General features: G+C 54.2%; 22 protein-coding genes. 11 read left to right on the top strand and 11 right to left on the bottom strand.

What is annotated here, in order from left to right; all coding sequences use genetic code 11:
• The first annotated feature begins 4 nt into the window (after positions 1 to 4).
• Positions 5 to 1492 (top strand): altronate dehydratase family protein, encoded by a 1488-nt coding sequence (locus ABU190_RS20115; protein ID WP_107223817.1) that lies wholly within the window; start codon positions 5 to 7, stop codon positions 1490 to 1492.
• A 204-nt stretch (positions 1493 to 1696) separates the two neighbouring features.
• Complete coding sequence (locus ABU190_RS20110; RefSeq protein WP_071194466.1) at positions 1697 to 2251, top strand: YgjV family protein; 555 nt, start codon at positions 1697 to 1699, stop codon at positions 2249 to 2251.
• On the opposite strand, the gene sstT is transcribed toward ABU190_RS20110, so the two are convergent.
• The 4 genes from sstT to ABU190_RS20090 all read right to left on the bottom strand — a co-directional run bounded on the left by sstT (position 2248) and on the right by ABU190_RS20090 (position 7360).
• Positions 2248 to 3492 carry a serine/threonine transporter SstT gene (gene sstT, locus ABU190_RS20105; RefSeq protein WP_354692241.1) on the bottom strand — a complete coding sequence of 415 codons (1245 nt, stop codon included), beginning with the start codon at positions 3490 to 3492 and terminating at the stop codon, positions 2248 to 2250. The genes ABU190_RS20110 and sstT overlap by 4 nt on opposite strands.
• Before the next feature lie 184 nt (positions 3493 to 3676).
• Entirely contained in the window at positions 3677 to 4645 is a 969-nt protein-coding gene (locus ABU190_RS20100; RefSeq protein WP_039077529.1) for a TerC family protein, read from the bottom strand.
• A gap of 430 nt (positions 4646 to 5075) precedes the next feature.
• Positions 5076 to 6074 carry a Gfo/Idh/MocA family oxidoreductase gene (locus tag ABU190_RS20095; protein ID WP_071194468.1) on the bottom strand — a complete coding sequence of 333 codons (999 nt, stop codon included), beginning with the start codon at positions 6072 to 6074 and terminating at the stop codon, positions 5076 to 5078.
• A 110-nt stretch (positions 6075 to 6184) separates the two neighbouring features.
• On the bottom strand, positions 6185 to 7360 hold the full coding sequence (locus tag ABU190_RS20090) for an aminotransferase class I/II-fold pyridoxal phosphate-dependent enzyme (protein WP_354692277.1): 1176 nt from the start codon (positions 7358 to 7360) through the stop codon (positions 6185 to 6187).
• A gap of 220 nt (positions 7361 to 7580) precedes the next feature.
• Between ABU190_RS20090 and ABU190_RS20085 the strand changes: the two genes are divergently transcribed.
• The 6 genes from ABU190_RS20085 (at position 7581) to ABU190_RS20060 (ending at position 13807) form a co-directional block, all read left to right on the top strand.
• Positions 7581 to 8387, top strand: a complete 807-nt coding sequence (locus ABU190_RS20085; protein WP_354692240.1) for a MetQ/NlpA family ABC transporter substrate-binding protein — start codon at positions 7581 to 7583, stop codon at positions 8385 to 8387.
• Positions 8388 to 8395: 8 nt separating this feature from the next.
• Positions 8396 to 9409 (top strand): ATP-binding cassette domain-containing protein, encoded by a 1014-nt coding sequence (locus tag ABU190_RS20080; RefSeq protein WP_039077533.1) that lies wholly within the window; start codon positions 8396 to 8398, stop codon positions 9407 to 9409.
• Positions 9402 to 10070, top strand: coding sequence for a methionine ABC transporter permease (locus ABU190_RS20075; protein ID WP_039077534.1), 669 nt, complete (start codon positions 9402 to 9404; stop codon positions 10068 to 10070). Before ABU190_RS20080 ends, ABU190_RS20075 begins: the two co-directional genes overlap by 8 nt.
• A 31-nt stretch (positions 10071 to 10101) precedes the next feature.
• The gene (locus ABU190_RS20070) at positions 10102 to 10557 is read left to right on the top strand and encodes an S-ribosylhomocysteine lyase (protein WP_296409507.1); all 456 of its coding nucleotides are present in this window, start codon (positions 10102 to 10104) and stop codon (positions 10555 to 10557) included.
• Between the two features lie 3 nt (positions 10558 to 10560).
• On the top strand, positions 10561 to 11322 hold the full coding sequence (locus tag ABU190_RS20065) for an SDR family NAD(P)-dependent oxidoreductase (RefSeq protein ID WP_354692239.1): 762 nt from the start codon (positions 10561 to 10563) through the stop codon (positions 11320 to 11322).
• Positions 11323 to 11482: 160 nt separating this feature from the next.
• Complete coding sequence (locus ABU190_RS20060) at positions 11483 to 13807, top strand: molybdopterin-dependent oxidoreductase (protein WP_354692238.1); 2325 nt, start codon at positions 11483 to 11485, stop codon at positions 13805 to 13807.
• A gap of 4 nt (positions 13808 to 13811) precedes the next feature.
• On the opposite strand, the gene ABU190_RS20055 is transcribed toward ABU190_RS20060, so the two are convergent.
• The 3 genes from ABU190_RS20055 to ABU190_RS20045 all read right to left on the bottom strand — a co-directional run bounded on the left by ABU190_RS20055 (position 13812) and on the right by ABU190_RS20045 (position 16389).
• Positions 13812 to 15005: an amino acid aminotransferase gene (locus ABU190_RS20055; RefSeq protein WP_354692237.1), complete on the bottom strand. Its 1194-nt coding sequence runs from the start codon at positions 15003 to 15005 to the stop codon at positions 13812 to 13814.
• Positions 15006 to 15043: 38 nt separating this feature from the next.
• On the bottom strand, positions 15044 to 15658 hold the full coding sequence (locus tag ABU190_RS20050; RefSeq protein ID WP_354692236.1) for a YitT family protein: 615 nt from the start codon (positions 15656 to 15658) through the stop codon (positions 15044 to 15046).
• Between the two features lie 251 nt (positions 15659 to 15909).
• Positions 15910 to 16389, bottom strand: coding sequence for an Lrp/AsnC family transcriptional regulator (locus ABU190_RS20045; RefSeq protein WP_039077540.1), 480 nt, complete (start codon positions 16387 to 16389; stop codon positions 15910 to 15912).
• 335 nt (positions 16390 to 16724) lie between these two features.
• Here ABU190_RS20045 and ABU190_RS20040 point away from each other — a divergent pair, with 335 nt between their 5' ends.
• On the top strand, positions 16725 to 18107 hold the full coding sequence (locus ABU190_RS20040) for an amino acid permease (RefSeq protein WP_354692235.1): 1383 nt from the start codon (positions 16725 to 16727) through the stop codon (positions 18105 to 18107).
• Between the two features lie 56 nt (positions 18108 to 18163).
• Here the strand turns inward: ABU190_RS20040 and ABU190_RS20035 are convergent, their stop codons facing one another.
• A complete protein-coding gene (locus ABU190_RS20035; protein WP_354692234.1) occupies positions 18164 to 18601 on the bottom strand; it encodes an NUDIX domain-containing protein in 438 nt (145 codons plus the stop codon).
• Positions 18602 to 18985: 384 nt separating this feature from the next.
• Here ABU190_RS20035 and ABU190_RS20030 point away from each other — a divergent pair, with 384 nt between their 5' ends.
• A complete protein-coding gene (locus ABU190_RS20030) occupies positions 18986 to 20170 on the top strand; it encodes a PLP-dependent aminotransferase family protein (protein ID WP_039077542.1) in 1185 nt (394 codons plus the stop codon).
• A 444-nt stretch (positions 20171 to 20614) separates the two neighbouring features.
• Here ABU190_RS20030 and ABU190_RS20025 read toward each other — a convergent pair whose 3' ends face one another.
• Positions 20615 to 21112 carry a M48 family metallopeptidase gene (locus ABU190_RS20025; RefSeq protein ID WP_271849950.1) on the bottom strand — a complete coding sequence of 166 codons (498 nt, stop codon included), beginning with the start codon at positions 21110 to 21112 and terminating at the stop codon, positions 20615 to 20617.
• 69 nt (positions 21113 to 21181) lie between these two features.
• Here ABU190_RS20025 and rlmG point away from each other — a divergent pair, with 69 nt between their 5' ends.
• A complete protein-coding gene (gene rlmG, locus ABU190_RS20020; RefSeq protein ID WP_354692233.1) occupies positions 21182 to 22312 on the top strand; it encodes a 23S rRNA (guanine(1835)-N(2))-methyltransferase RlmG in 1131 nt (376 codons plus the stop codon).
• A gap of 536 nt (positions 22313 to 22848) precedes the next feature.
• Here the strand turns inward: rlmG and ABU190_RS20015 are convergent.
• Together ABU190_RS20015 and ABU190_RS20010 are read right to left on the bottom strand one after the other, a co-directional pair.
• Positions 22849 to 24870, bottom strand: a complete 2022-nt coding sequence (locus ABU190_RS20015; protein ID WP_354692232.1) for an NADPH-dependent 2,4-dienoyl-CoA reductase — start codon at positions 24868 to 24870, stop codon at positions 22849 to 22851.
• Positions 24871 to 25070: 200 nt separating this feature from the next.
• Positions 25071 to 25143 (bottom strand): hypothetical protein (locus ABU190_RS20010; protein WP_354691669.1); only part of this gene is annotated, 73 nt, incomplete at its 5' end.

The following is a 25143-nucleotide window of genomic DNA, read 5'->3' as shown; positions in this document are numbered from 1 at the left end:
TGATATGCAATACATCAAGATCCACTCGCTGGATAATGTCGCGGTAGCGCTGGCGGATCTCGCCGAAGGCACAGAGGTTGTGGTTGACGGTCATGAGATTCTGCTTCGTCAGGCAGTGGTACGCGGACATAAATTTGCCCTGCAGGCCATCCCGACGGGCGAGAATGTTGTTAAATATGGTCTTCCTATCGGCCATGCCACAACAGATATCGCCGCAGGTGAACACATACATTCTCACAATGTGCGTACCAATCTGAGCGATTTGGATGAGTATAGCTATCAACCTGATCTCATTGATGAAAATGCACCGGCGGCCGATCGCGACGTTCAGATCTACCGCCGTGCAAACGGGGAGGTTGGGGTTCGCAACGAATTGTGGATCCTGCCGACGGTAGGCTGTGTTAACGGCATCGCCCGTCAAATCCAGACCCGTTTCCTGAAAGAGACGCACAACGCTGAAGATATCGACGGCGTGCACCTGTTTAGCCATACCTACGGTTGCTCACAACTGGGCGATGACCATATTAACACCCGTACCATGCTGCAAAATATGGTGCGTCACCCGAACGCGGGGGCGGTGCTGGTCATTGGTCTGGGCTGCGAAAACAACCAGGTTGATGCGTTTCGCGAAACGCTGGGCGAATACGATCCGTCCCGCGTCCACTTTATGATCTGCCAACACCAGGACGACGAAGTGGAAGCGGGCATTGAGCATCTGTACGAATTGTACGAAGCCATGCGCCACGACAAGCGCGAGCCCGGCAAACTGGGCGAGCTGAAATTTGGTCTGGAGTGTGGCGGATCAGACGGGCTTTCCGGTATCACAGCAAACCCGATGCTGGGACGTTTTTCTGACTACATTATCGGTAACGGCGGCACCACGGTATTAACCGAAGTGCCGGAAATGTTCGGTGCAGAACAGATTCTGATGAGCCATTGCCGCGACGAAGAGACCTTTGAGAAGACGGTCACCATGGTGAACGACTTCAAACAGTACTTTATCGCGCATAACCAGCCGATCTACGAAAACCCATCGCCGGGTAACAAAGCTGGCGGCATCACTACGCTGGAAGAAAAATCGCTTGGCTGTACACAAAAAGCAGGGGCCAGCCAGGTGGTCGACGTGCTGCGTTACGGCGAACGCCTGAAAACCCACGGGCTCAACCTGTTGAGCGCGCCGGGTAACGATGCGGTTGCAACCAGCGCACTGGCGGGAGCGGGTTGCCACATGGTGCTATTCAGTACCGGACGCGGCACCCCTTACGGCGGCTTTGTTCCGACAGTGAAAATCGCGACGAACAGCGAACTGGCGGCGAAGAAGAAACACTGGATCGATTTCGATGCGGGCCAGCTTATTCACGGAAAAACCATGCCGCAGCTTCTGAGCGAGTTCGTGGATGTGATCGTGGATTTTGCCAACGGTAAGCAGACCTGCAATGAACGCAACGAGTTCCGCGAGCTGGCTATCTTCAAGAGCGGAGTAACGTTATAAGTTACCCTTCATCTTTCGCGCTACAGCGGTGTTGGCTACATCCACTCGCCCCGGTCACTTACTTATGTAAGCTTCCGGGGTTCCCGGACTTGCTGCCTGGCTATAGCACGACATCTTTTGGGTAACACAGCAGTAGAATTAAAAAACGACGTTTCATATTATGAAGCGTCGTTTCTTTTTTGGTGTCATTAACAAGGATCTTCCATGAGCGCGTATTGGTTAGCCCAGGGCGTTGGTGTACTTGCTTTTCTTATTGGTATTACCACGTTTATTAACCGCGACGAAAAACGCTTCAAACTCCAGCTTTCCCTTTACAGCGCCACCATCGGCGCGCATTTCTTCCTGATGGGCGCACTGCCTGCCGGTATGAGCGCAGAACTCAACGCCATACGCACAATTATCTCCATGCATACCCGCAAACTGTGGGTTATGGCTGTATTTATTGCGCTGACGCTGTTTTTTGGTTTGATTAAATTACACCACCCGGTCGAACTGCTGCCGATTATCGGTACGGTTGCCAGTACCTGGGCGCTGTTTCGCTGCAAAGGGCTTTCCGTGCGTTGCGTCATGTGGTGTTCAACCGCCTGCTGGGTCACCCATAACCTGTGGCTGGGATCGATTGGCGGCACCCTGATCGAAGGCAGCTTCCTTGTGGTAAACGGGCTGAACATTATCCGTTTCTGGCGGATGCAAAAACGCGGCATCGACCCGTTTAAAGTCGAAACCGCGCTGCAAAAAGAGAGTACGACTGCGCGTTAATCGCGCTGAGGCACTAACGACGCGCGCTCGCCGTCTGCCAGACAGGCGGCTGCGGTAAACAGCACATCGGTTGAGGAGTTGATGGCAGTCTCGCAAGAGTCCTGCACGATGCCAATAATAAAGCCGACGGCGACGACCTGCATGGCAACATCGGCTGAAATACCGAACAGGTTACAGGCCAGTGGAATCAGCAGCAGCGAGCCTCCCGCCACCCCGGATGCCCCGCAGGCGCAGAGCGAAGCCACTATGCTTAACAGCACCGCTGTAGGCAAATCTACGGCCACCCCCAGTGTATGCACTGCCGCCAGTGAGAGCACGGTGATGGTGATTGCCGCGCCTGCCATATTGACCGTCGCACCCAATGGGATCGAGACGGAATAGGTGTCTTTATCAAGCCCGAGCTTTTCGCACAACGCCATATTTACCGGAATATTCGCCGCCGAGCTGCGGGTAAAAAAAGCTGTCACACCGCTTTCACGCAAGCAGATAAAAACAAGTGGGTATGGATTCCGGCGCATCTTTACCCAGACCAGCAGTGGGTTGATCACTAGCGCAACCAGTAACATACAGCCGACCAGGACCATCAGCAGTTGCGCGTAATCCCAGAGCGCGCCAACGCCTGTTGTCGCGAGGGTGGATGCCACAAGGCCAAAAATCCCCAGCGGCGCAAAGCGAATCACTAGCGTGACCATAAACGTCACCGCTTGCGACATATCGTTAATCAGCTTCTTACTGGTATCGCTACTGTGGCGCAGGGCAAAGCCGAGACCAACCGCCCAGACCAGAATGCCGATGTAATTCCCTTTGACCAGCGAGTCGACAGGGTTTGCCACGATATTCATTAGTAACCCTTCCAGTACGCCGACAATCCCGGAAGGCGCAACGACATCGGTCGCGGCCGCCACCAGATGTAGCCTGGAAGGGAACAGGAAGCTGACGATCACGGCCGTTAATGCCGCAGAGAAAGTGCCGATTAAGTAGAGCAACAGGATAGGGCGAATGCTGATTTTTTGCCCCTGTTGGTGATTAGCCACCGAGGCCATTACCAGTACCAGCACCAGAATCGGGGCTACCGATTTTAGCGCGCCGACAAACAGCGTGCCCAGCAGGCCAACGGCGCGTGCTGAGTCAGGTGAAAGCCAGCTCAACAGAATGCCCAGTATCAGTCCGGCGAGAATTTGTTTGACGATATTGCCGCGCATCACGCGTTGCAACCATGTCGTAGCGGGTTGTGTTTGCATACCTTTTCCTTGGTTTTTATTGGTGTTCCATCGGTGCTGCGCCAGCAGGCGTAACGGAGTGAGTATAAAGAATTCGCTGCTCAGGGGGCTGTTTCAGGTACTGGCGGGGGAAAAAATCAGAAAAACGCCCTCTCCGGAAAGAGGGCGTACCAGGGACGTTGTCACCTCAGCCCCTTAGAACTGCTTATTCAGCAAGCTTGCGTTTGTCGTTACGGTGATTAACCCATGCGTTAATCAGCAGCGTTACCATAAGAATGCCACCCACGATGCCAAGCGAGATGGCAATCGGGATATGGAAGAAATCGACAATCAGCATCTTGATACCGATAAATACCAGGATCACCGACAGGCCATATTTCAGCATGGAGAAACGCTCTGCCACACCCGCCAGCAGGAAGTACATCGCGCGCAGACCCAGGATGGCAAACAGGTTAGACGTCAACACGATAAACGGGTCGGTGGTGACGGCAAAAATAGCCGGAATACTGTCGACCGCAAATATCACATCGCTCAGTTCAACCAGAATTAGCACCAGCAGCAACGGCGTGGCAAACAGCAGGCCGTTCTTACGCACGAAGAAATGCTCGTTTTCGATCTTGTCCGTCATGCGCAGGTGGCTGCGTAGCCAGCGGACCAGGGGTTTATCGCCAATGCCGCCTTCATCTTCTTTTGCCAGCGCCATTTTCACACCCGTGAACAGCAGGAACGCACCGAAGACATACAGCAGCCATTCGAACTGGGAGATAAGCCAGCTTCCGGCGAAGATCATGATGGTACGCAGGACGATCGCGCCGAGCACGCCGTAGATCAGTACGCGACGTTGCAGCGCAGCAGGTACCGAGAAGTAGCTGAACAGCATCAGCCAGACAAAGACGTTATCCACCGCCAGCGCTTTTTCAATCAGGTAACCGGTCAGGAATGCCAGTGCCTGGGTGTCGGCAACGGCGCGGCCCTCGTTTTGTACCAGATACCACCAGAAGGCAGCGTTAAATAAGAGAGAAAGACTAACCCAGACCAGCGACCAGACGGCCGCCTGTTTCATGGACATCGTGTGCACGCCACGTCGCCCCTGAAGCAGGAGGTCGATAGCCAGCATGATAACGACAACAACGGCGAATCCGCCCCAGAGTAGCGGTGTACCGACAGTATTCATGTGAGGTTCCTCAGCACCTTACACTTCATCCTTCTGGCTGCCTCTTTGTTGGCTTCGACTGCTCGCGCCAGTCACTTACTTGAGTAAGCTCCTGGTGATTCTTAGTCTTGCCGCCGCGACGCATCCAGAATGATTATGTGTATAAACAAAAACGGCTAACGTCGAAAGACGTCAGCCGCATGCTTTAGGTGCAATTGGGTCCTCGCCTTTCGGCAAGGTCTCACTTACGTCACATGAATGACGCCCGGCGACCGGATGCTTATACCCGTTATATTTCGAACCGCCGTTGTGTGGCTGCAACTCGAAATCTTTAGGGTAGACGCATCGTAATGACGACCCACCGGCAACGAAGTTACTCCCCTTTGCTCGTAACAAAATATGACAGGCTATTCCTCCCGTCAATGATCTGTAACATCTGTTTTACATACCTTTACGCAGGCAGCTCCACGCTCACGTCGTCTGCCGGGAAAACCACCCCCGTTTGACGGCGGATTTCAGTCGATAGCTTCGCGGTAATACGGCTGACCGCCAGGCCTGCATGGTTGACTTCATTCTGCTCGACCAGGCTGGCGAAGGTTTCCGCCTCGTACAACATGGTGTTGATATGTTGCGGCTGCGTCAGATCCTGAGCTTTACCGCCACGCGGCACAAAAGAGAGCTTCTGGCACTCGGAGATCTTTTCGATTAGCAGTGCACCAGCTTCGCCCTGAATTTCGCTTGGCAGCACCGAGTCGCTGACTTTGGAATGTTGCAGCGTGACGCTGAAATCGCCGTAGTCGAGTACCACCACGCCGTGGGCATCAACGCCACTTTCCAGCAGGCTGGCGGTGGCCTGGAGGCCCTTCGGTTCACCCCAGAGCGCAACAGACGCTGCCAGAACATAGAAGCCGATATCCATAATCGAGCCGTTAGAGAAGGCCGGGTTAAAGGTGTTCGGGTTTTCGCCATCCAGATAGCGCTGGTAGCGCGAAGAGTACTGGCAGTAGTTGAGAAACGCTTTGCGCAGTTTGCCCGCTTTCGCCAGCGACTGTTTCAGTAGCACAAAATTGGGCAAGCTGGCGGTTTTAAACGCCTCAAATAACACCACCTGATTCTCTCTGGCGCAGGCAATCGCCTCTTCCACTTCGCGCAGATTCGACGCCAGCGGTTTTTCGCAAATAACATGCTTTTTATGGCTGAGAAAGAGGCGGGTTTGCGGGAAATGCAGCGAGTTAGGGCTGGCAATATAGACTGCATCAATCTCATCGCTTTGGGCCATAGCCTCCAGCGAAGTAAAAAGATGTTCGACGGGGTAATCCCTGGAGAAATCCTGCGCCTGTTCAAGGCTACGGGAGTACACCGCCGTGAGTTTATATTTGCCCGTTTCATGGGCGGCATCGACAAACTGGCGGGTGATCCAGTTTGTGCCAATGACAGCAAAACGTATCATTAAGCGAGTTCCTTTAACTGAGCACTGTCTGGCACTGTAACATGATGCGCAGAGATGAAAAAAGGTTCATCTCCCGGTTATGGAAGACGTCTCGCACGTCACTCTTTTTGTTAAAAAAGATGCAGCCCGGCAATGCGATCCAGCGCGCTTTGCAATGCATCATCCCCCGCCGTCAGGCTAATGCGAATAAACCCTTCTCCCCCTGGCCCAAAGCCAGTGCCAGGCGCGACCAGCACATGCGCTTCCTGCAATAACAACTGGGCAAATTGCTGTGAGCTAAACGCGGGCGGTACCGCAAGCCACAGAAAAAAGGTGCCCTGCTTTTCGCGTACCGGCCAGCGCAGCGCCGCCAGGCGGTGTAACACGCGTTCACGGCGCTGATGATAGACCGATACCAGTTGCGCTAAACGCGCAGAGGGGAGGGCGAGCGCCATGACTGCCGCATCCTGAATTGCGCCAAACACGGTGCTGTAGCTGTGGGTATGCAGTTTTTTAAATGCCTTGATTATCGAGGCGTTACCGACCGCAAAACCAAAGCGCCAGCCCGCCATATTAAAGGTCTTCGAGAAGGTATACGTCTCTACTCCCCACGCTTTCGCATCAGGCTGAGAAAAGAGGCTCAGCGGAGTGTCTGCGGCATCGCTGCCAATAGCGGCATAGGCGAAATCATGCAGGATGGGCACGTGGTAACGCTGTGCAAATTGCAGTGCGCTGGCGAACAGAGCCGGTGTTGCCAGCGCACCCGTCGGGTTATGCGGATAGTTGAGGACAACCAGCCCGGCATGGTCGGCGACGTCATCTGGCACGTCATTGAAATTGGGCAGGAACAGGTTTTCAGCGTGAAGCGGCAGGCCGTAAAAATGTGCCTGCGACTGCAACGCCGCCGAGCGGTAAATGGGGTAGCAGGGGTCGGTAGAAATCAGGTATTGCCCTGGACTGAGTACCGCACGAGGGATCCCACCAACGCCGATATGCGATCCCTGAAAGACCGCTACTTCACTGTCGGGATCCAGTGTTACGCCATAATGACGCTGATAAAAGTCGGCTATCGCCTGGCGGACCTGTGGTTTGCCCCAGAATGAGGGATAACCGTGGTTTTCACGTCGCTGGATCGCCGCTTGCAGAGAGGAGATGATTTCCGGCGGCGTAGGTTGATCCGGGCTGCCGCTCGAGAGATCGATCAGCGGTAAATCGGGAGTGTTCACCTGGGCGGCCAGTTTTTCCAGTACACTGAATAAATTCTCTTCCAGCGCATCGACCAGTGGTGAGGCATTAAAATCAGGCATGGTATTCTCGGATTGATTTATCAATATGTTTCCATCTTTAATTTATTTTTGTGGATTGTCTAAGCAACAAAATTAGCTATTCATTGTCGATTTTTAGATATGAATTTCCTGATTATATTTATGACAAAAAAGCAAAATGAAATTCGGTAATGTGACTTACAACGCACAGTCGGCTGTGATTTAATCAATTTTAATTGCACATCAACAGGGAAAATGCGTTATGAAAAAGCCAGTTGTATTGGGTTTTATCTTTGCTTTGTTGTCATCATCTTCTTTTCTGGCTGCGGCGCAGGATAATATTATTCGTGTTGGCTTTAATCCAGGGCCCTATAAAGAACAATTTGAAAAAGGTGTTGCACCTTTTCTGATTAAGAAAGGCTATAAAGTCGAATATAAAGATTTCAGCGATGGTATTCAGGTAAACGATGCGGTTGCCCGTGGCAACATCGAAGCTAATATCATGCAGCATCCGGTGTATTTAAAATCGGTGAATGAGCGTCTGGGGATCGACAACATCGGTATCGTGCAGGTGCCCACACCGCCAATGGGGCTGTATGGCGGTAAAATCAAAACGCTGAAAACCCCGGCGGCAGGTACAGTGATTTCTGTTCCTAATCAGCCACCTAATGAATATCGTGCCCTGTTAGTGCTGCAAAGCCTTGGCTGGGTAAAACTCAAACCAGACAGCGATCCGGCCACCTTCTCGCAGCGTAATATCCTCGAAAATCCGTACAAAATTGTTCTCAAAGAGATGGATAACGCCCAGCAGGTACGTGCGCTGCCAGATGTGGATTACGGTTTGATTCAGGGGAATTTTGCCGTCTCCAGCGGCCTGAAACTTAATTCGGCATTACAGCTTGAAACCCCGGTGAGCCAGTTTATAAACGTTGTCACCATCGCCGGGAAAAATAAAGACGCGCCGTTTGCTAAAGATATTGTTGCCGGGTATCACTCAGCCGATTTCAAAAATTACATTCTGACTCACGAGCAATATAACGGTTATCTGCAACCTGATTATTTGAAATGAACGATGCAATGATTGAGTTTCGCCATGTCAGTAAAACATTCTCCAGAAAAGGAAACCCGGTTCTGGCATTAAAGGACATTAACCTTAGTATTGCTAAGGGCGATATTTTCGGGATTATTGGTTATAGCGGTGCAGGGAAAAGTACTTTGCTACGTTTAATCAATCGTCTCGAATCGCCAGGCCAGGGAGAGGTGGTCATTAATGGCGAAGTGTTGCAGGAATTTAGCGGTAAGCGTCTGCGTGCCATCAAGAAAGACATTGGCATGATCTTTCAGAATTTTAATTTGCTGAATTCAAAAACGGTTTTTCACAATGTGGCCATTCCGCTCATTTTACAGGGGCGTGATAAGGCGTTTATTCAGGCACGCGTGACGGAGCTGCTGGAGTTCGTCAATCTCAGCGATAAGGTGCATAGCTTCCCGAACGAGTTGTCAGGCGGGCAAAAACAGCGTGTCGGTATCGCCCGTGCGCTGGCGACCAACCCGTCAGTCTTGTTGTGTGATGAGGCGACATCGGCGCTGGATCCCCATACCACAGTGCAGATCTTACTGCTGTTGCAGGAGATCAACCGCCGTTATGGCATCACTATCGTGCTGATTACCCACGAAATGTCGGTAATCCAGAAAATCTGTAACAAGGTCGCGGTGATGCAAAACGGCAGCATTGTGGAGCAGGGCGACGTTTTTAACCTGTTTGCCCAGCCGCAGCATCCGGTCACCGCCAGTTTCGTGCAGTCGGTGATTCACGACAAGCTGCCGGAGCGCGTCTCCGCTGTGCTGCAACGGGATAACGGCGCGCAGGCCCTGCGTCTTGAGTTTGTGGGCGCAACGGCGCAACAGCCCATTATCAACCGCATCATCAAGGACTATGCCATCGAGGTGAATATCCTCTTTGCCAGCATGTCCGAAGTCCAGAGCCGCATTCTGGGGTTCATGATCGTACAGATTCTTGGCGAGCCTGAGCAAACCGGGCGCGCCATTGCCCATCTTCGCGACGCAGGAGTGAAAATCACCCATGTTTGATTTTATTGACACCGCCGTCACCGGCGATCAATTCCTGCTGGCATTGCACGACACCCTGGTGATGATCGCTGTTTCGCTGGGTTTCGGTTCGCTGCTCGGTATTCCGCTGGGTATTGTGCTGGTGGTTTGCCGCCCTGGCGGCATTCTTCCCAACCGATTTGTGCACCAGGTGCTGAACCCGACGATCAACGTAGTTCGTTCGCTGCCGTTTATTATTTTGCTAATTACCATTCTGCCCTTCACCCGTCTGGTGGTGGGCACCACTATTGGTACGGCGGGTGCGATTGTGCCGCTGATTGTCTTTATTGCGCCCTATATTTCCCGGCTGGTGGAAAGCTCGCTGCTGGAGGTGGACGAGGGGATCCTCGAAGCCGCCGATGCCATGGGCGCCACCGCTTTACAGACCATCTGGCACTTTATGCTGCCGGAAGCCGCGTCATCTCTGATCCTGGCCCTAACGACCGCCACCATTGGCCTGCTGGGGGCGACCGCCATGGCCGGCACCGTGGGCGGCGGCGGTATCGGCGATTTGGCCATTACCTATGGTTACCAGCGTTTTGATGCCTTCGCCACGCTGGTCACCGCGCTGGTGCTGATTGTCATAGTCCAGCTTATCCAGACCCTCGGAACCCGCTTTGCCCGCCGTATTCGTCGCGAGTAAGGTCGCTATTTCATCTATTCAGGAGATTAACATGCCAGTTGTAGAGAGCTTTACCCTCGACCATACCAAAGTCAAAGCCCCGTATGTCCGCGTGGCAGGTTATGAACGTCACCGGCTTGGCAGCGTGGTGCAGAAGTTTGATTTACGTTTCCTGCAACCTAATGTGGATGCCATTCCCACTGCGGCGTTGCACACCCTGGAGCACCTGCTGGCATTTGGCCTGCGTGAAGAGCTGGAAGGGGTTATCGACATTTCGCCGATGGGCTGCCGTACCGGTTTCTATCTGATCCTGTGGGATGAGCACGACCCGAAACACATCGCCGCTGCGCTGACCCGTGTCTTGCAACGTGTTGTGACTGCCACCGATGTGCCTGCGGTCACGCCCCTTGCCTGCGGCAACTATCGCGATCACTCGCTGTTCTCCGCTCAGGAGTACGCGAAGCTGGTGCTGGAAGCCGGTATCAGTGACGACCCGTTTCGGGAATAAGCGATGATTGCCCTCGATTTTAGCGGCCAGACCGCGGTGGTGACGGGCGGTCTACAGGGCATCGGTAAAGCCATTGCGCAACTGTTGCATCGGGGCGGCGCGAACGTAGTGATCGGCGATATCGCCGCCAGAGCGCGGGAGCAGAGCCTGCGCCAGTTGGTGCTACGCACCGATGTTGCCTCGCGTGAACAGGCCCATCAGCTCATCGGCGCCGCCGTGGAGACCTTCGGCGGCGTGGACATCCTCGTCAACAGTTGCGGCGTCTCGGCGATGAGCGCGGTCGATGCCATGGATGAGGCGGACTGGCAGCGCATCCTGGATGTGAACGTCAAAGCGATTGGCTGGCTCTCTGAGGCGGCCATTCCGCTGATGCGGGCCAGAAAGGCGGGACGCATCATCAACATCGCCTCGCAGGCGGGCAAAAATGGCTACCGGTTAATGGGCCAGTATGTGGCCTCTAAACATGCGGTGCTCGGCCTGACCAAAGTGATGGCCATTGAGCTTGCCCGTGACAATATTCTGGTTAACGCGGTCTGCCCCGGCATTGTCGAGACGGAGATGAAGTGGCGCGAGCGTCGGGAAGGCGCAGAGCTGCGCGGCATGACGCCGGAAGCCATCTATGCCGAAGACTGCTCGCAGGTGTTACTGGGTCGCACGGCGCAGCCAGCCGATGTAGCTGGCGTGGTGGCGTTTTTGGCCAGCCCGCTGGCGGCCTATATGACCGGTCAGGCGATTAATGTGACCGGTGGGATGACGATGCATTAAAAATCTGCCCATCAGGCTATCTCATTTGCCATTTTGGCGCAGGGCAGTGCTCACAAGCCTCACGAACTTCATGTACGTTCTGGTTGTTGCGCGCTGTCCGGGTCCAGACTGCCTGTAACAATAACTGCCTGATTAACAGGTTTTATATCGAGGTACCACCATGAAACCCGAGCAACTTGCGGTAATGCACTGGGGAACCTATCGGGTGACCACCGATGACGGCAAACTGACCGCGGTCAGCCCGGTTGCGTGGGACAGCAACCCGTCACGGATTGGGCAGTCGTTGCCGGGCGCGGTGCAGGGGAAATCACGCGTTCGTCGTCCGGCGGTGCGGGAAGGGTTTCTGAAAGGGGGTGCCGCCTCCCGGCAGGGACGCGGGCGTGAACCCTTTGTCGAAGTGAGCTGGGAGCAGGCGTTGACGCTGGTGGTCGATGAACTCACCAGGGTTAAAGGCGAGCAGGGCAATGCGGCGATTTATGGCGGCTCTTATGGCTGGTCCAGCGCCGGACGTTTTCATCATGCGCAGAGCCAGCTTCACCGTTTTCTCAATCTCTTTGGCGGCTACACCGGCAGCACCAACACCTACAGTATCGCCGCCGGGGAGCGCATTTTGCCGCATATTCTTGGCGATCTCGATACCTTACAACGCCAGCACACCCACTGGCCGGTACTGGCGGAACACTGCCAACTGTTTGTCGCCATCGGTGGCTTGCCGCTGCGTAATGCGCAGGTTAACGGCGGCGGGGCCAACGACCACGCGCTACAGCACTGGTTGCAGACGTTGCGCCGCAACGGCACCCGTTTCATCAATATCAGCCCGGTACAAAACGATCTTTCGGCCGTGCCGGATGCCGACTGGCTGGCGGTCAAACCCGGCAGCGATACGGCGTTGCTGCTGGCGCTCTGCCAGGTGCTGATTGCCGACGCGTTATACGACCAGGCCTTTGTAGACAGCCACACGGTCGGGTTCGCGCCATACCGGGATTATCTCTTTGGCCGGGGCGACGGCGTAGTAAAAAGCCCGGAATGGGCTGAGTCCAGAACCGGACTCGCTGCCGGGGTGATTCGCCAGTTGGCACATGAGATGGCACAGCATCGCACGATGATCAACATTGCCTGGTCGGTTCAGCGAGCCCGTCAGGGGGAACAGGCTTTCTGGGCGACAGTGGCGTTAACCGCACTGTTGGGGCAGATTGGCACTCCCGGCGGTGGGCTGGGCTTCGGCTACGCCTCGACCAACCTGGCGGGGGCCGACCGTCGCGTCTTTTCCGGCCCGCGTTTGCCCCAGGGGCGCAATCCGGTTGAGGGTAAAATCCCGGTCGCCCGATTTTCCGACATGCTGCTGCACCCCGGAGAACCCTATGAATTTGACGGGCAGACCCACCTTTACCCCGATATTCGCTTTGTCTACTGGGCGGGTGGTAATGTCTTTCATCACCATCAGGATCTGAACAAACTGGTGCGCGCCTGGCGGCGCCCGGAAACCATTGTGGTCCACGAGCAGTACTGGACCGCACAGGCGAAATTCGCCGATATCGTCCTGCCTGCCACCACTTCGCTTGAGCGGGAGGATATCGGCAGCGCCAGCAACGACGGCTTTATGATTGCCATGCGCCAGCATATTGCGCCGTTTGCCGATGCGCGTGACGACTATGCCATTTTCAGCGGGCTGGCGGCCCGTCTCGGGTTTGGTGAGGCTTACACCGAAGGGCGGGACGCCAGAGCATGGCTGGAGGTTATGTATGAGCAGTCGCGCCCCCGAGCCGGGGCCGACGGGATCGCGCTCCCGCCGTTCGATGCGTTCTGGCAGCAGGGCGTTCTGGAATTTTCACGCCCCGCCCGGCCGCAGATCTTGCTTAAAGATTTTCGCGACGACCCGCTGGACGCGCCCCTTGCCACCCCTTCCGGCAAAATTGAGCTTTTTTCGCAGACCATTGCCGATTTTGGCTACGAAGAGTGTCCGGGGCATCCGTACTGGCACGAGCCGGAGGCGCAATATCAGCAGGCTGTCGCCCGCGAATGGCCGCTGCATTTGCTCTCCAGCCAGCCGCGTACCCGCCTGCACAGCCAGTACGACCACGGCAGCGTAAGTCGGGAGACCAAAATTGCCGGGCGTGAACCTCTGTGGATGCATCCGCATGATGCCGCTGAGCGCAACATTCACGATGGCGAAGTGGTGAAAGTGTTTAATACGCGCGGTGCGTTACTGGCCGGGGTGAAACTGAGTGAGGCCATCCGGCCCGGCGTGGTGCAGATGTCCACTGGCGCCTGGTATGATCCGCAGAATACAGAAGAGGCGCGGCCACTCGATAAACATGGCAATCCCAACGTTTTAACAGAAGATCGCGGCAGTTCGCGTCTGGGACAAGGATGCAGCGCGCAGAGTTGTCGGGTGGACGTGGTGAAGTTTGAAGGGCCGTTACCGGCGATAACGGCCTGGGAACCGCCTGTTTTTGTCACGCTCGCGCAACAAAAACAGGCCTGATGCCTTACTGAACGGCGGCGAAGGCTGAGGCCACGCGACCAATATTGCTGTGGTTAAGGCCCGCCACGCAGACGCGGCCGCTGGCAATCAGGTAGACCCCAAAGGCTTCGCGCAGTTTATCCACCTGTTCAGCGCTGAACCCGGTGTAACTGAACATCCCGCGCTGAGTCAGCAGGTAGGTAAAGTCGTGCGTCGGCAGGGCATCTTTGAGGACATCCACCAGCGCCTGGCGCATTTCGCTGATGCGGGTGCGCATGGCGTCCACTTCCGCACGCCACAGGGCGTTAAGCTCCGGATCATTGAGCACCGTGGAGACGACCTGCGCGCCAAAATTCGGCGGGCTGGAGTAGTTGCGACGTACGGTGGCTTTCAACTGGCCCAGCACGCGTCCGGCGGCGTCAGCATCTTCACACACCACGGACAGCCCACCCACGCGCTCGCCATACAGCGAGAATATTTTGGAGAAGGAGTTGCTGACCAGCGCAGGCAGGCCGGTGCTGGCGATAGCGCGAATGGCGTAGGCATCATCTTCCAGACCCGCGCCAAAGCCCTGATAGGCAATGTCGAGGAACGGGATCAGATCGCGGGAAATCAGCACCTCAATCACTTCATCCCACTGCGCATTCGTCAGATCCGCGCCCGTCGGGTTGTGGCAGCACGGGTGGAGCAGCACGATACTGCGCGGCGGCAGTTGTTTTAAGCTGTTGAGCATGCCGCTGAAATCGACACCGCGCGTGGCGTTATCGAAGTACGGGTAGGTGTTAACCTTAAACCCGGCACCGGCAAAAATAGCGATATGGTTTTCCCAGGTCGGATCGCTGACCCACACCCCGGAGTCCGGGAAGTAGCGTTTCAGGAAATCGGCACCCACTTTCAGCGCGCCGGAACCACCCAGCGTCTGGATGGTGGCGATACGCCCGGCGTTCAGTGCCGGATGGTTGTCGCCAAACAGCAGCGTCTGAATGGCGCTGCGATAAGGGGCGAAACCTTCCATCGGCAGATAGAGGCTGGCTTTTTGCGGCTGGCTCTGCAGGCGGGTTTCGGCCTGTTGTACTGCCTTAAGGCAAGGAATGATAGCCTGCTCGTCATAATACAGCCCGATGCTAAGGTTCACTTTGTCAGTACGGGTGTCCTGATGGAAAGTCTCCATCAACGACAGGATAGGGTCGCCCGCGTAGGCGTCAACGTTCTGGAACACAGTCACTACTCCTGAAATTACTGTCAGAGGTCAATCCATTACACCGCATAGCGTCCCGGGCGGTGGTTCATGGCAATAATGGAATTCAGAATCACGGCGCCCACAATGGAGGCCGCCAGCATCGGCAGGCTCACGAAGAACAGCGATGCGGTCACGATACAGGCATCGACCACCATCTGGAATTTACCGGCGCGGATGCCGCTTTTATCCTGCAGATAGAGCGCCAGAATATTCACGCCGCCGAGACTCGCTTTATGACGGAACAGCACCACAAAACCAATGCCGACCATGATGTTGCCAAACAGCGTGGCGTAGTAGGGGTTAAGCTGATCGAAATGGATAAAGCGCCCGTGCAGATCGGAGAACAACGACACCAGCGCCACGGCGCAGAACGTTTTCAGCGTGAACTGCATGCCCATCCGGCGAACAGAGAGCCAGTAAAAGGGCAGGTTGATCAAAAAGAACGCCACGCCAAACGGCAGGTGAGTCGCGTAATGGATCAGAAAAGCGATACCCGCCGTACCGCCAGTGAGCGCGTCCGCCTGGCGAAACATAATCACGCCAAAAGAGATCATTAGCGTACCGAACAGCAGTGCCAGAGCATCTTCCAGCCAGGTATGAGCAAGTTTATTGGGAGTCAGGACGTTATCCATAAGAAAGTACGATTCAACAATTGCTAAAGATAAGAAATATCCTGCAAAAAACGCACCAGATCCGCTTCCTGATGCGATTGAATGGAGGAAAAACAGGCGGCCATATCGCTAACATATTGATATGGCAAAAAGAGAAAGTTGCGTGTTTTGTGCGTTTTCACGCTGTTATTCGCTTGGGGTGTGTATTTTTATCTCGCCAGATACATTAATTAACCAAATGATTGCACCAAAATAAGGCGCGCTGCCCTGTATTAGGGCGCAAGACCACTGCCCGGCATCAACTGGCCATTCTCTTTCAGGCGGTTAAGGACAACCGAGGTTTTCAAATGAGCGACCCCTTTATTTTGCGCCAGAATATGGCTGATTAAATGGCTCAGACCAGGCAAATCCGGCACGGCTACCCTGAGCAGGTAATCGGCGTCGCCCGTGGTTTTCCAGGCATCCAGAATCGCGTCCACTTCGCTCACCATCTGGTGGAAACTTTCCACATACTCCTGTGTGTGGTTTAAAAGCCGCACCTCAATCAGACCCAGCATCTCGCGCCCGGCGGCGTCCGGTGCGAGCCGCGCATGGTAGCCCAAAATCAGTTGCGCCTGCTCCAGCGCGATACGACGCCGTGAACACTGGGAAGCAGAAAGGCCGATGAGGTCGCTCAGCTCCTGGTTAGTTAAACGGCCATTGGCCTGCAACAAGGTGAGGATTTTCAGATCAAAGTCGTCGATGTTATACATGTGCGCCAATACCGGAACGAAAGAGTGGCTACCAGACTAACAGCTTTTTTGATGACGAGAAGCCTGACGGCGCTGCGCTTTTTTGCGCTGCACCAAAACAGTTCGTTTTCATGCATGAAGAGGCTTTTTTTCTCATACATCGTGCGATTTAAGCGTGCTTATTGCGCGAAGTTGCTGAAAATTCAATCGCCGCGCTCAAGATGTGGATGTGACTGGAAATTTATATCTCTCGCTTATTCAGTCAGTTAGCCTGCCATTGTCGTGTTCTCCCCGCAGGCTGGCCTGAAAGTTGCTCTGGCCGAAGGTGACGTTTACAGACAGGGGAGAGGTCAGAGGTGGCAGCACAACACACTAACGAATTAAAACGCGGGTTAAAAAACCGTCATATCCAGTTGATTGCGCTCGGTGGGGCCGTAGGCACCGGGCTTTTTTTGGGCATTGCGCAGACCATTCGCATGGCCGGGCCGTCCGTACTGTTGGGGTACGCCATTGCCGGGGTGATTGCTTTTTTCATTATGCGCCAGCTCGGTGAAATGGTGGTTGAAGAGCCAGTGGCGGGCTCTTTCAGCCATTTTGCCAACCGCTACTGGGGACCTTTTGCCGGGTTTATGTCCGGCTGGAACTACTGGGTGCTCTATGTGCTGGTGAGCATGGCGGAACTGACGGCGGTTGGGATTTATATTCAATACTGGTGGCCGGACGTGCCAACGTGGGTATCGGCGGCCATTTTCTTTGTGGCAATTAACGCCATCAACCTGACGAACGTCAAAGTGTACGGCGAGATGGAGTTCTGGTTCTCCATTATCAAAGTTGCGGCCATCATCAGCATGATTGCTTTTGGCGGCTATCTTTTGTTTAGCGGCAGCGGTGGCCCGGATGCATCGGTGGTGAACTTGTGGCAGGACGGTGGATTCTTCCCGAATGGCATCAGTGGTCTGGTCATGGCGATGGCGGTGATCATGTTCTCCTTTGGCGGTCTGGAACTGGTGGGGATCACGGCGGCAGAGGCCGACGATCCGCAAAAGAGCATTCCCAAAGCCACTAATCAGGTTATCTACCGTATTCTGCTGTTTTATGTGGGCTCGCTGGCCGTTTTGCTGTCGCTCTATCCGTGGAAAAACGTGGTGGAAGGCGGCAGCCCGTTTGTCCTGATTTTCCATGCGCTGGACAGCAACATTGTCGCGAACGTCCTCAATCTGGTGGTGCTCTCCGCCGCGCTGTCGGTCTATAACAGTTGTGTTTACTGCAATAGCCGCATGCTGTTTGGCCTGGCGCAGCAGGGTAACGCGCCGCGTTCGCTGCTTAAGGTGAACCGCCGGGGGATCCCGCTGACCGCGCTGGGGGTATCGGCTTTGGCCACGGCGCTGTGCGTGCTGATCAACTATGTGATGCCGGGTAAAGCCTTTGAATTGCTGATGGCGCTCGTGGTGGCGGCCCTGGTGATCAACTGGGCGATGATTTGTATCACCCACCTGAAATTCCGTCTCGCCATGCAAAAAGCCGGAAAAACCACCGCTTTTCAAAGCCTCGGTTATCCGCTGACTAACATCATTTGCCTGCTGTTCCTGGCGGGGATCCTGGTGGTGATGTTTATGACACCGGGGATCCGTATCTCTGTATGTCTGATCCCGGCATGGCTGCTGGTGCTGGGGGCGGGCTATATGTTCAAGAAAAAACGTGCCTCCACCGTTCTGGTGGCGGAAGTGAATCAGGGCTAAAGATGATGATGCCGGAGCGATGCTCCGGCATCGAAGTGGAAAACGGGTGGGGAACGTCACCAGCCGTATTCGGAATAAGTGCGTGAGATCAGGATGTTGTCGATAGCCTGCCTGACATAAGGAATGGTGCTGTATGGCAGCTCGCGCATATCTTGCCAGCATAATTCGCTGTGTTTTTCGGGTTCAGCGAGGTAGGGTTCTCCCTGCCAGTGTGTGCAGGAAAAAAAATGGCCCACCCACGATCTGTCTTCTGTCCGGACATGCAGGGTATGGGATAACTCAAGGTTTTGTGGCGCAATACTGACGCCAATCTCCTCGTTGACCTCGCGCGCTGCGGCGGCGGTCAGTGTTTCACCTTCCTCAAGCCCCCCTGCCGGCAGGCTGTAAAAGCCATCCATCCACCCTGTACCCGTGCGTTTGAACATACATATCTGATTGCCTTTCCTGAGCAGGGTAAAAACCGCAATAGAAAGACAGTATCTTTCTCTTTTCATTTGTCTCGACCTTGTGTGTTCGGTGACTGTATATAAATACAGTTACTCAGCCATCACAAGAGACGGGCCGCAATTCAAATCATAATGCTGGCTGGATGGTTGAGCGCAGATAAGCCTTCTGCATTGTTTTAAAATGATCGGACGATGATCAGAAGAAATCCCGGACGCTTGCCGGTCATAGATATCTATTTAATTAATTTTTAGCGTCATGTGCGGAATATTAAACCAGAAAAAATAAAAATGCTGGCATAGTATAAATGAAACGAGTGGGTGGGCGGCTCCGTTTACGGCCTGTTTTTATTGCTGTATAACGGAATTGCTTAGCATGAAAACTATCGCAACATAATAAGATCGATCGGCAAAACAAAGGGTAAGGTTAAGGTAATGTCAGACGAGAGAATCTCCGATAAAGTCAAAAATGTGCAGTCATCTGCCATCCGCGAATTATTAAAACACAGCAAAATGGAAGGGGTTATCTCTCTTGGCGGGGGCATTCCTAATCCTGATCTCTTTGATCGCGAAGGGCTCCAGATGGCGATGGATAAAGTGTTATCCGTTTCCTGGAAAGATGCTTTTCAGTATGGCCTGAGCGAAGGCAGCCCGGATTTGCGTGAGGCAATTTGCCAGCTTCTGGAACAGCGTCTGATTACCTGTAACCCTGATGAAGTCGTGATTACCTCCGGTTCTCAGCAGTCTCTGGATATGCTCGCCCGCGTGCTGATTAATCCTGGCGATGTCATTGTTGTGGAAAGACCCACCTATCTGGCCGCGTTGCAGGTTTTCCATCTGGCGGAAGCTCAGCTTGCGTCAGTTGGTACAGACGGGGAAGGCATGAAGGTTGATGAGCTGGAAGAGCTGGTCAAAACCACTACCATCAAAGCCGTTTATATTGTACCGACCTTCGGCAACCCTGGCGGGGTTACACTCTCTGATGAGCGCCGCAAAAAGCTGGTGGCGCTCTCTAAGCGCTATAACTTTGTCATTATCGAAGATGATCCCTATAGCGAAATTAATTTTACCGACAAACTGTTCAAGCCATTAACTGCCTGGGCAAAAGAGATAGACAACAGCGAGAATGTTATTTACACCTCGACGTTTTCTAAAATTCTGGCGCCGGGTGCGCGTGTCGGCTGGGTTGTTGCGCCGGAGTGGATTAAAAAGCAGATTGTGACCCTGAAACAGGCCACGGATTTGCATACCAGCTCCCTGTCGCAGTCGCTGGCCTATCACTATTTGCAGACGGGCCGCCTGCCAGAACAGTTAAAGATTATCCGCGCCTCTTATAAAGATAAATGTCAGGTGTTATGCGAAGAGATCGAACGTGAACTGGGCGAGCATCTGACCTTTCACCGTCCGCAAGGGGGCATGTTCCTGTGGGCCAAATTTAAGTACGAGAAGAACACCACCGACTGGCTGAAAAAGACGCTGGCGAATGGCGTGGTCTATGTGCCGGGCGAGTTCTTCTATGCGGATAACCCGGATGCATCGACGCTGCGTATGTCTTATGTGTCAGTGGCGGATGAAAATCTCAGAAAAGCCGTCGCCCGCCTCAAAGCCTCTCTTGAATAAGTTCAGACATAAAAAAACCATGTATCCCATCAGGGATACATGGTGAGTAAAGGGTTTATATCCCTATTCGCTGACATAAATGTGCCCGAGTGCGAACAGGTATTAAAACCAATCATCTAAATGCTTCGAGAATACTTCTACAACAAGCTGTAAAAGTATTTCTACATAATGATTTTATTGTCCCTCTGCGTCAAATTCAAATCTTGAATCATATGATTCAAAAATAAAATAAATAACGCTCTGGATGTTTATCTGAATCCACTCTGGTAGATAGTGATGCGGGGTTTTAAATAAGCTATTATTTACAGTGTGTTACGAGTATTTTTATGTCATCGTATAAAGGTTAACTCGTTGCATTATTAGTGACTGGGATCGCATATTAATAAATGCAGAATAAATCACTTTAATTATTTGTTGGGCGTTGATGTTTTATTTAATTTCATATCAAAGCCACCCTTCGTCTTTACATAAAAGCCACAAACGCATATCAAATTCCAGTTGATGATACTGGGGCTCCATATGGCAACATAATTGATAAAACGCTTTGTTGTGCTCTTTCTCTTTCAGATGCGCCAGTTCATGCACCACGATCATACGCAGAAAAGCTTCCGGTGCCTGGCGAAAAACGGTGGCGACGCGGATTTCTGCTTTTGCTTTGAGCTTACCGCCCTGCACGCGCGACACCGCGGTATGCAGCCCTAACGCGTTTTTGAGCACATGGATTTTGCTGTCATAAGCGACTTTGTTGATTTGCGGCGCGTTACGCAAAAACTGATTTTTAAAATCCTGCGTATAAACATAGAGCGCTTTATCGGTCGTGATGTCGTGCGTATCGGGGTAACGCTTGAGCAAAACCTCGCTCAGCCGATTTTGCGCGATCAGCGTTTGTACCTGTGTCAGCAGTGATTCGGGGTAACCCTGCAAATAAGTGAGTGTTGTCATGTTTAAGGGGTTTACAACTCCGGATAATTAAGCGATAAAACGCGCGAATTCTAGCACCCCGGAGGGTCGATGGGCCAGGTTGAGTTAATTGGACAGTCATTTGCATTAGAGCGTTTCCCACCCAATGCCGAAGAAGCGTCGTTACAGGCGTGGGATGCGGCAGATGAATATCTGCTAAATCAGGTAAATGAGACCGAAGGCACGACGCTCATCTTTAACGATAGCTTCGGCGCGTTGGCCTGTGCCCTGGCGGCATATCGTCCTGTCAGTGTGAATGACTCGTTTATCGCGGAGCAGGCTACCCGCCATAACCTGCGTCTGAACGGGATGGACGAAGACGCCGTGACTTTCCTGGATAGTCTGAGCGAACTGCCGGCTGCCCCTGCGCGCGTGTTGATTAAAGTACCCAAACAGCTTGCGCTGCTGGAGCAACAGCTTTGTGCACTGCGTCGCGTAGTGACCCCACAAACGCAGATTATCGCCGGTGCCAAAGCGCGTGATATTCACAACTCCACCATGGCGTTGTTTGAAAAATACCTCGGCCCGACCACTACGTCGCTGGCGTGGAAAAAAGCGCGTCTGATCCACTGTACCTTTACTGCTCCGGTGGTAGTTGATGCGCCGCAGACCTATGACTGGCAATTAGAGGGAACGGACTGGACCATCCATAACCATGCGAATGTATTTTCACGCAGCGGGCTGGACATTGGTGCGCGTCTTTTCCTCAAGCATTTGCCGGAAAACGTGGAAGGGGAGATGGTCGATCTCGGCTGTGGTAACGGCGTGATTGGTCTGCAATTGCTGGCGCAGAACCCGCAGGCGCGTGTGCTCTTTACCGACGAATCCCATATGGCCGTTGCCTCCAGCCGCCTGAATGTGGAACGTAACATGCCGGACGCGCTGGAGCGTAGCGAGTTTATGGTCAATAACGGGCTGTCGGGTATTGAACCGGACCGTTTTGATGTGGTGCTGTGCAATCCGCCGTTCCATCAGCAAAGCGCCATCACCGATCATATTGCCTGGCAGATGTTCCACGATGCTCGCCGCAGCCTGAAATATGGCGGTGAATTAATTGTGGTGGGCAACCGTCATCTTGATTATTTCCGTAAGCTTAAGAAGATTTTTAGTAACTGCAGCAACGTGGCGTCTAACGGTAAGTTTGTGGTGCTAAAAGCGGTGAAATTGCGCAGACAGCGCTGATTTTCCCCGGTGGCGCTGCGCTTACCGGGGCTACAAAAGCGCGCCCGAATACCGGAAAACAACCCGTAGATACTGTGAACGTCTTCAACCTTTTTAGCTATGGCTGACTCGTTTTCCCGCATGACAACCACAGCGACATCTTTGTGCCCCCCTGGCGCAGAGCGTGCAGCGAGGGGGTTGAGTCCCCGCTGAAATCGGTGAGACGAAGACCCGAGGACAAGGGCAGGCCGCCAGGGATGGCGGACTGAGGTTTGTCGAGACAGGACGTCGAGTCAAACCGACCGCAGGCAGCGGGGCGGGAGGCGAACGCAGTGCGAAGCACCGATTTCTTTGCGGGGCCGCGGGGATTGTAAAGGGGAACGCGGTATTCCCCTTTACCCGTTCACGTGTTCGGGAGATCCATTTCGCCATGAACATACGGTGAACGGAACCCTCCTCCTGAGCCGCATATTCCCCTCAGCCCCGGGGGAGAGGGAGAAAACCGGTCATAGCCCGGATAAGGCGCTTGCGCCGCCATCCGGGTCGTCATAACGATATCAAATCGTCAGCGCTAACGTCGTGCCCTGGGCTATCGCCCGGCGGGCATCAAGCTCCATTGCCACATCGCAGCCGCCAATCAAATGCACCGTTTTTCCCGCTGCCTGTAACGGCTCTGCCAGCTCGCGGCGCGGCTCCTGGCCTGCACACAGGATCACATTGTCTACCGCCAGCAATTGCGGTTCGCCGCCGATCAAGACATGCAGCCCCTCGTCGTCGATCTTCTGATAACTGACCGCCGGGATCATTTTCACCCCGCGCGACAGCAGGGTGGTACGGTGGATCCAGCCGGTGGTTTTCCCCAGTCCTTCACCCGGTTTGCTGGCTTTACGCTGGAGCATCACGATCTTACGCGGACTTTTCGGCAACTGTGGGCCTTCCGGGCGCAAACCGCCCACATGGTTGAGGCTGGTATCGATGCCCCATTCCACACAAAATTCTGCGATATTCTGGCTGGTGGGTTCGCCCGGCTGGCTAAGATACATCGCGGTATCAAAACCAATTCCCCCGCAGCCGATAATCGCCACCTTCTCGCCGACCGGCACTTTATCGCGCAAAACGTCAAGGTAACTCAGCACTTTAGGGTGGGTGATCCCCTCGATCTCCGGCGTACGCGGCACAATGCCGCTGGCGAGGATCACCTCGTCAAAGGCTTCCAGCATGGTGGGCTGCACAAACTGATTGAGGCGTAACGTCACACCAGTGATGTCGATCATTTTGCGGTAGTAGCGCAGGGTTTCGTAGAACTCCTCTTTGCCGGGGATCTGTTTGGCGATATTGAACTGACCGCCAATCTCGGCAGCCGCATCAAATAGCGTCACACTATGCCCACGGGCAGCGGCGTTGACGGCAAAGGCCAGACCGGCGGGACCTGCGCCAATCACGGCCAGCGTTTTCTGGCGGGTGGCTGTTGTGAGCGGCATTTTGGTTTCGTGGCAGGCGCGCGGGTTGACCAGGCACGAGGTCACTTTGCCCACGAAGATCTGATCGAGGCAGGCCTGGTTGCAGCCGATGCAGGTGTTGATCTCATCAGCGCGACCGCTTTGCGCTTTGGAAAGGATCCCGGCATCGGCAAGGAACGGGCGCGCCATCGACACCATATCGGCATCGCCGCGAGAGAGAATATCGTCTGCCACCTGCGGATCGTTAATGCGGTTGGTGGTGACCAGCGGGATGCCCACTTTGCCTTTCAGCTTGCGGGTAACCCAACTGAATGCCGCACGCGGCACCGGGGTGGCAATGGTCGGGATACGGGCTTCGTGCCAGCCGATACCGGTGTTGATGATGGTCGCGCCCGCCGCTTCAACGGCGTTCGCCAGTTGGACGGTTTCCTCAAAAACGCCGCCGCCTTCCACCAGGTCGAGCATCGACAGGCGGTAGATAACAATAAAATCACGGCCTACCCGTTCACGTACCGCCCTGACCACTTCCACGGCAAAGCGCATTCGCCGGGCATAATCGCCGCCCCATTCGTCTTCCCGCAGATTGGTGCGCGCGGCGAGAAACTCGTTAATCAAATAGCCTTCTGAGCCCATCACTTCCACGCCGTCATAACCGGCCTGCTGTGCCAGATGTGCACAGCGGGCAAAGTCGTCAATCAGCGCCAGGATTTCGTCATGACTCAGAGCGTGCGGGGTAAAACGGTTAATCGGCGCCTGAATGGCGGACGGCGCCACCAGGTTTGGCTGAAAGCTGTAACGCCCGGTATGCAAAATTTGCAGGGCGATTTTGCCGCCTTCCTGATGTACGGCATCGGTTATCAGGCGATGATGCGGAAGCTGATGTTCATCGTTAAGTACCGCACCACCCTGCATCGTTACGCCCGAAAGCGCCGGCGCCACACCGCCGGTGACAATCAGCGCCACACCATGGCGTGCTCGTTCGGCATAGAAGGCCGCCAGCCGGGCCGCGCCGTCAGGGCGCTCTTCCAGACCGGTGTGCATTGACCCCATTAATACGCGGTTCTTTAACGTGGTAAAACCCAAATCCAGTGGGGCAAATAACGACGGGTAATGGCTCATATCGCTTCCAGTGTTAATTTTTTGTTATGTGGTCGGATGAGTTGTAATTTAGCGTTTGGCGGAGAAAAGGGAAAAGGGGAATGCGGTGATTGTGATGGGATTCAAAGATTGGCGCGGCCGGATGCCCTCACCTTGCCCCCCTCCCACTGTACGGTCCGGAGACATGGTAGACAGGTGTTCGGAGACATGGTGAACACTTTTTAACACCCTTTACCCATGATGATCGACCTCTTTTTCAGGTCGATCATCCCCACTTTCGTGCTGTACCACCAC

The sequence above is a fragment of the Phytobacter sp. RSE-02 genome (assembly GCF_040578655.1).
GTDB classification, from domain to species: Bacteria; Pseudomonadota; Gammaproteobacteria; order Enterobacterales; family Enterobacteriaceae; genus Phytobacter; species Phytobacter diazotrophicus.
The sequence above is the reverse complement of the archived record's forward strand: the minus strand, read 5'-3'. Positions and strand labels throughout refer to the sequence as shown.

Excerpts from the sequence above, each read along its gene's own strand:
- sstT (WP_354692241.1), bottom strand. The coding sequence starts at position 3,492 with ATGCAAACACAACCCGCTACGACATGGTTGCAACGCGTGATGCGCGGC.
- rlmG (WP_354692233.1), top strand. The coding sequence starts at position 21,182 with ATGGGCCAGGTTGAGTTAATTGGACAGTCATTTGCATTAGAGCGTTTC.
- ABU190_RS20070 (WP_296409507.1), top strand. The coding sequence starts at position 10,102 with ATGCCAGTTGTAGAGAGCTTTACCCTCGACCATACCAAAGTCAAAGCC.
- ABU190_RS20115 (WP_107223817.1), top strand. The coding sequence starts at position 5 with ATGCAATACATCAAGATCCACTCGCTGGATAATGTCGCGGTAGCGCTG.
- ABU190_RS20025 (WP_271849950.1), bottom strand. The coding sequence starts at position 21,112 with ATGACAACACTCACTTATTTGCAGGGTTACCCCGAATCACTGCTGACA.
- ABU190_RS20045 (WP_039077540.1), bottom strand. The coding sequence starts at position 16,389 with ATGTATAACATCGACGACTTTGATCTGAAAATCCTCACCTTGTTGCAG.
- ABU190_RS20050 (WP_354692236.1), bottom strand. The coding sequence starts at position 15,658 with ATGGATAACGTCCTGACTCCCAATAAACTTGCTCATACCTGGCTGGAA.
- ABU190_RS20110 (WP_071194466.1), top strand. The coding sequence starts at position 1,697 with ATGAGCGCGTATTGGTTAGCCCAGGGCGTTGGTGTACTTGCTTTTCTT.
- ABU190_RS20095 (WP_071194468.1), bottom strand. The coding sequence starts at position 6,074 with ATGATACGTTTTGCTGTCATTGGCACAAACTGGATCACCCGCCAGTTT.
- ABU190_RS20075 (WP_039077534.1), top strand. The coding sequence starts at position 9,402 with ATGTTTGATTTTATTGACACCGCCGTCACCGGCGATCAATTCCTGCTG.
- ABU190_RS20085 (WP_354692240.1), top strand. The coding sequence starts at position 7,581 with ATGAAAAAGCCAGTTGTATTGGGTTTTATCTTTGCTTTGTTGTCATCA.
- ABU190_RS20030 (WP_039077542.1), top strand. The coding sequence starts at position 18,986 with ATGTCAGACGAGAGAATCTCCGATAAAGTCAAAAATGTGCAGTCATCT.
- ABU190_RS20090 (WP_354692277.1), bottom strand. The coding sequence starts at position 7,360 with ATGCCTGATTTTAATGCCTCACCACTGGTCGATGCGCTGGAAGAGAAT.
- ABU190_RS20100 (WP_039077529.1), bottom strand. The coding sequence starts at position 4,645 with ATGAATACTGTCGGTACACCGCTACTCTGGGGCGGATTCGCCGTTGTT.
- ABU190_RS20065 (WP_354692239.1), top strand. The coding sequence starts at position 10,561 with ATGATTGCCCTCGATTTTAGCGGCCAGACCGCGGTGGTGACGGGCGGT.
- ABU190_RS20060 (WP_354692238.1), top strand. The coding sequence starts at position 11,483 with ATGAAACCCGAGCAACTTGCGGTAATGCACTGGGGAACCTATCGGGTG.
- ABU190_RS20035 (WP_354692234.1), bottom strand. The coding sequence starts at position 18,601 with ATGAAAAGAGAAAGATACTGTCTTTCTATTGCGGTTTTTACCCTGCTC.
- ABU190_RS20015 (WP_354692232.1), bottom strand. The coding sequence starts at position 24,870 with ATGAGCCATTACCCGTCGTTATTTGCCCCACTGGATTTGGGTTTTACC.
- ABU190_RS20080 (WP_039077533.1), top strand. The coding sequence starts at position 8,396 with ATGATTGAGTTTCGCCATGTCAGTAAAACATTCTCCAGAAAAGGAAAC.